At 61.8% G+C, this 5,569-nt stretch carries 5 protein-coding genes; 3 read left to right on the top strand and 2 right to left on the bottom strand.

Annotated elements, in window-relative coordinates:
* A partial coding sequence (locus EN939_RS18895) for an HAD-IA family hydrolase (RefSeq protein ID WP_127269221.1) occupies positions 1–524 on the bottom strand: 524 nt, incomplete at its 3' end.
* A gap of 171 nt (positions 525–695) precedes the next feature.
* On the opposite strand from EN939_RS18895, the gene EN939_RS18890 reads away from it, so the two are divergent.
* The 3 genes from EN939_RS18890 (at position 696) to EN939_RS18880 (ending at position 5,005) form a co-directional block, all read left to right on the top strand.
* Positions 696–1,565: a transglutaminase-like domain-containing protein gene (locus tag EN939_RS18890; protein WP_127269220.1), complete on the top strand. Its 870-nt coding sequence runs from the start codon at positions 696–698 to the stop codon at positions 1,563–1,565.
* 340 nt (positions 1,566–1,905) lie between these two features.
* A complete protein-coding gene (locus tag EN939_RS18885) occupies positions 1,906–3,381 on the top strand; it encodes a TadE/TadG family type IV pilus assembly protein (protein ID WP_127269219.1) in 1,476 nt (491 codons plus the stop codon).
* Between the two features lie 355 nt (positions 3,382–3,736).
* The gene (locus EN939_RS18880) at positions 3,737–5,005 is read left to right on the top strand and encodes an SAM-dependent methyltransferase (RefSeq protein ID WP_127269218.1); all 1,269 of its coding nucleotides are present in this window, start codon (positions 3,737–3,739) and stop codon (positions 5,003–5,005) included.
* Between the two features lies 1 nt (position 5,006).
* Here EN939_RS18880 and EN939_RS18875 read toward each other — a convergent pair.
* Positions 5,007–5,569: MOSC domain-containing protein (locus EN939_RS18875; protein WP_127269217.1), on the bottom strand; the 563-nt coding region annotated here is incomplete at its 5' end.

The following is a 5,569-nucleotide window of genomic DNA, read 5'->3' as shown; positions in this document are numbered from 1 at the left end:
CCCGCCGCTTCGGCTGCCGCGATGCCAGCTGGAGCATCCTCGAAGACGAGGCAATCGCGCGCGTCGAAGCCGAGCCGTTCCGCGCCAAGCCGGAAGCAATCGGGCGCCGGCTTGCCGCGGGAGACATCTTCCGCCGCGACGATGATGGCCGGGACGGGGATGCCGGCGGCCTTCATGCGCAACAGCGCCAGCTCACGTGGGGCGGAGGTGACGATTGCCCAGCGTTCGGGCGGCAGCGAATCGAGAAATGCCACGGCGCCTGATATCTGGATAATGCCATCGAGATCGGCCGCCTCGGCCTTCAGCAGCAGATCAGCCTCGTATGCCGGGTCGACGCCCGGCAGTGCCAGGCCGGTGATGGTCTCGATCGCGCGCACGCCATGGATCGTCGGCAGGAAGGCGGCGACGTCGAGCCCCTGGCGGAGAGCCCAATTGCTCCACACCCGTTCCGCCGAGGCGATGGAATTGATGAGCGTGCCGTCCATGTCGAAGAGGAAGGCCGCGAATTTTCTGCCTGAATACATGATTTTCCTTGAGTCCGGGGAGGCGCTTGGTCGGGTGGCCGAACCTAACGTCTCGACTGCGGCAGGGGAAGACACGGGGGCGTGCTTTTCGATCGGCCCAGGGAACCACGATATCCTCCGGGCGTTTGGGAAGGACTGCTTCTCACAACAACGATCGAAGGGGGACCAACGGTGCTGATCCGGCTCGGCTACGAAATCGCCATCGAATGCGTAGCCGCCACGCCGGTGATTTCAGTGCTCGAGATCCATCGGGACAGGCAGGGCGACATCAAGCGGCAGACGCGGGTGCTGACCTCGCCCGCGGTGCCGACAAGGCTGTACCACGATCTGCATGGCAATGCCTGCCGGCGCTTCACAGCGCCCGCCGGTGGTTTTCGCATCCTGTACGACGCGGTCGTCGAGGACAGCGGCGAGACGGACGAGGTAAACACGCTGGCCAGGGAAGTGCCGGTGGCGGACCTGCCGGACGAAGTTCTCGGGTATCTCCTGGGCAGCCGCTATTGCGAGACGGATCATCTGAGCAGCCTGGCCTGGCAGCTCTTCGGTGACATCCCGTCCGGCTGGGCGCGCGTGCAGGCGATCGTCGACTATGTCCACAACCGGCTGTCGTTCGGCTATGGCTATGCGCGCTCGACCCGCACCGCGGCTCAGGCGCATGAGGAGCGCGTCGGGGTTTGCCGCGACTTCGCCCATCTGGCGATCACGCTTTGCCGCTGCATGAATATTCCGGCACGCTATGTGAACGGCTATCTCGGCGATATCGGCGTGCCAGCCGATCCGGCGCCGATGGACTTCTCGGCGTGGCTGGAAGTGTTCCTCGATGGCAAATGGTACACGTTCGATCCTCGCCACAACACGCCCAGAATCGGCCGTATCGTCATCGCCCGCGGCCGCGACGCCACCGACGTGCCGCTGCTGCACAGTTTCGGCCCCCACCGGCTCAGCCTGTTCAAGGTGTGGACCTATGAACAGGAAGGCAATCTGTTCAACCCGCCCTACCACGGCATCGACAGGACCGTCAGCGCACAGATGCTGGCGTAATCGCGACGCCTACCGATGCGACAGGGTGGCAGGGAGGTTCTTTCTAGGCGCAACTTTCGGGACACATGGTCCGCTTCGGCACAGTGAGCTTGTGCCGCAACAGGACGCCGTCGATGGCGTCGCGATGCCTTGGGCCAGATCATGGTAAGCGGCCGGTAAACGCGAGCGCCACGGTGCGTTCCCGTTTACCAACCGTTCACCTTTGCGGGTTCCAAAATTCAACAAAAACAATGACTTGCTGTTGGGAGGCGAGCTCTCTGCCAGGCCAAGGCATCATCCGGCGGGAATCCTGCATTGCCCTTTCCGCGGCGACGAGGCCGAGGCGAGTGGAGGCTGTAGGATGCGGAATTACGGGGGTCTTGTTCACGCGGTCGGCGGCTTCGCCAGGGATCGCGGTGGAAATTTCGCGGTCCTGTTCGGCCTTAGCGCCTCGGTCTTGGCGCTGGCAGCGGGCTTCTCGGTCAACGTATCGCAGCTCTACAATGCCAGATCGAGCCTCCAGAGCGTGGTCGACGCCGCGGTCACGTCGACGGCACGCGACCTGACGACCGGCGCCACCAACGAAGCCGATGCCGACACATCGGTGCAGGCCTTTCTCGACGCCAACAGCCAAGCAGGCATTCTGCAGGCCGACCAGATCGTGCTCGACAGGTTGATCGTCGACAGGACTGCCAAGACGGTTCAGGCCGACGCCCATATCGATGTCGCGCTGTACTTTCCGATTTTCGGCACGGGCGACATGAAACGCGTCACCGCTTCCACAACGGCGCTCTATTCGGACAAGACCGTCGAAGTGGCGATGATGCTGGACATAACGGGATCGATGGCCAAGCGCGGCAAGGTCGACAAGATCGGCGATCTGAAAGCTGCTGCAAAAAATGCTGTTCTGACGATGCTGCAGAAGCAGGATCCGCAGAACCCCCGCATCCGCGTAGCGATTGTGCCTTATGCATCTGGCGTCAACGCCGGCAAGCTGGCGGAAAACATCTATGCCGAGAAGCAAGGCAGCTCTGAGCTCCCACCCGTCGCCGGCAGTCCGCTTCTCGTCGCCAAGACAGGCAAAAATCTGCTGCCGTCCTTCAGCGACTACATCTCCATTGTCGGCGCGGCGATGCCACGCCCCGACAATTGCGCCACCGAGCGCAAGGACAAGAACGGCAACGCAGATATGAGCGCCGACGGCCCAGGCACTGTTCGCACCGACAGGAACGGCAAGAAATACTATGCCCTGGTCAACCGGGACGATCATCTCGGCGGAGGTATGAACAGGTGCCCTGGTGCGGAGGTGATCCCGCTGACCGCCGACTCCGATGCATTGCTTGAATCGATCGAGGACTTCCAGGCCGATGGCTACACGGCCGGCGCGATCGCCATTCAGTGGACCTATTATATGCTGTCGCCGCAATGGCGCACTGCAATCAGGAACGCCGGTCTCGGCAAAGGCGCCTCGGATGCCGATCCGAAGAAGATCGCCAAGGTCGCGATCCTGATGACCGATGGCCAGTTCAATACCGCCTTCGCCGGGGCTGGGGACAGGTACAATAGCCAGGGCAACCTTGCGCGCGGCAACGCCGAAACGCTGTGCGAAAATATGAAAAATGATGGCATCGAGATTTTCACCATTGGCTTCGATCTGGACGACAAGGACATGTCGGCAACCGAGCGGGATCAGGCAAAGGCGGTGCTGAAGGACTGTTCGTCGAAGGATACCTCCGCCGCCAAGAGGCATTTCTTCGACGTGTCCACCGGAGCCGAATTGGACGACGCCTTTCAGGAGATCATTCGCAACACCGAAAAGGTCGCATTGACCCAGTAGTCCGCAAACGGAAAAGGCCGCCGCTTCTTTCGAAGCCGGCGGCCTTCCGTGTTTCCGTCCGTGGCGCGGCCTTGGCGGCGACCTATCGGGTCACCCGCCGCGCATTTCGCGCCTTAACGGGAAGACTGCTTCCCGAAAGTGCAATCCGCTGAGGCCACGTTCTGGAAAACGAAATCACTCGACATCGGATCACCTCCTTTCGATTTGTTGAACACATACTGATGATGGGGTGCATTGCAGCAAAAGACAAGGTGCAGGTCTGAAATTAGCCAACGGGGGGCTTGGTGCGAGCCGCTTGCGATTGCCAGGCCGGCCGGGCAAACTTCTGCCTGGGGCCAGCATTCGGAGGAGTCGCATGGAGGCAGCCGAAAAGGCCGCTCGCATCGTTCGAACGGTGATCGAAACATTGAAACCGGGGTTTGCCGTCAGGCTATGGACCGGGGAGCGGATCGGCCCCGCCACGGGTCCGGTGCTCACCATCAACGACCAGGACATCGTCTGGCAGATCGTGAAGCGGCCGTCCCTGTCGACGCTGATCGAGATGTGGATTTCCAAGACGATCAACATCGAAGACGGGACGATTTTCGACTTTTATGCCCTGCCGTCGCAAGGCAAGCTCAGAACCAAGCTCAAATCGCTGCCGAAAATGGCGATCCTGGGCGACCTGCCTTCCGTGCTTTTGGCGCGCAAGCAGATGACGGCGCGGACCGATCTGTCGGGGCGCAATCCCTATGTCAGCGGTTCGAGCCAGGAGGCGATCCAGCATCACTACGACATTTCGAACGCCTTCTACCGGCTCTTCCTCGACGAGCGCATGGTCTACAGCTGCGGCTACTTCAAGGATTTCGCCAACAGCATCGACCAGGCGCAGATCGACAAGCTCGACCATATCTGTCGCAAGCTCCGGCTGAAGCCTGGCGAACGACTGCTCGACATCGGCTGTGGCTGGGGAGCGATGCTCATCCATGCCGCGAAGAACTATGGTGTTATCGGCCACGGTGTCTCGCTGTCGCAGGCGCAGACCGATCTTGCCCGCGAACGCATCCGCGCCGAAGGGCTGGAGGACCGCATCACCATCGAGATCAAATCCTATGCCGAACTCACCGGCTCGTTCGACAAGATCTCGTCGATCGGCATGTTCGAACATCTTGGGCTCGCCAACCACGCCACCTATTTCAAGACCATTCATCGCCTGCTGAAGCCGGGCGGCATCTATCTGCACCACGCCATCACCCGGCGCAGCAAGGGCGACATGAAGAAGACCCTGCGCAAGGGGCCGGAGTACAAGGCGCTGCTCAAATACATCTTCCCCGGCGGCGAACTCGACACGATCGGAATGACAACAGGCAATCTCGAGGCGCATGGTTTTCTCGTCTACGATGTCGAGAACCTGCGCGAGCACTATGCCCGCACCTGCAGACTGTGGGCGGAGCGGCTGCACGAAAGGTTCGACGAGGCAATCGCCGAGGTGGGCGAAGCCAAGGCACGGCTATGGTTGCTTTACCTGACGGGCTGTTCGATCACCTTCGAACGCGCCTCGGCGCAGATTTTCCAGACCGTCGTGACCAAGCGCGCGCGTGGTCCAAGCGGCCTGCCGCCGACGCGGGCGGATCTGTATCGATAGCTTACAGGAAGCGCATCGCGTCGCCGGTTTCGACGCGCGCCGGCCGGTCGACCGTGCAATAGACGCCGAGATTGTGGGCGTTATGGCGAACCAGATTGCGCAGGATCGCCGGATCATGGTCGAAGCCATCCTGGGCGATGATGGTGAAACCGCAGCGGCGGCAGGGTTCGGAGATGGTCAGCAACAGGTCGCCGATGGCAAGCTTGCGGCCGATCCATTCCGTCTCCGGAAACGACCCTTCGAGTGCCGCCATGTCGACGACGATGTTGGGACGAAAACGGCGCGGATCGGGGGTGCCTTCCGGATGCAATGCCTTCAGGCGCGCCAGCGAAGCCGTGGTCAACAGATGGATCGGCGCCTTGCGATAACGCTCCGCCGTCAGCGGGCCGGAATAGTCAGGCGCGGCATTCTCGCGACGAAACGGCCGGATCGAGGCCTCGAAGCCGAGATAGGCCGATACCGCGCGGTCGCTCTCGATACTTGGCGCAGCCAGCCAGTTGCCCTCGGGAACGGCAATCTCGAGTTCCAGGGTCGGCGACAGCCGGGTTCGGATGCGCGGCACCT

Source organism: Mesorhizobium sp. M7A.F.Ca.CA.002.05.1.1 (assembly GCF_003998335.1).
In the GTDB taxonomy this organism is placed as follows: domain Bacteria; phylum Pseudomonadota; class Alphaproteobacteria; order Rhizobiales; family Rhizobiaceae; genus Mesorhizobium.
Note: the sequence above shows the minus strand (reverse complement) of the source record. Positions and strands in the feature narration are given on the sequence as shown.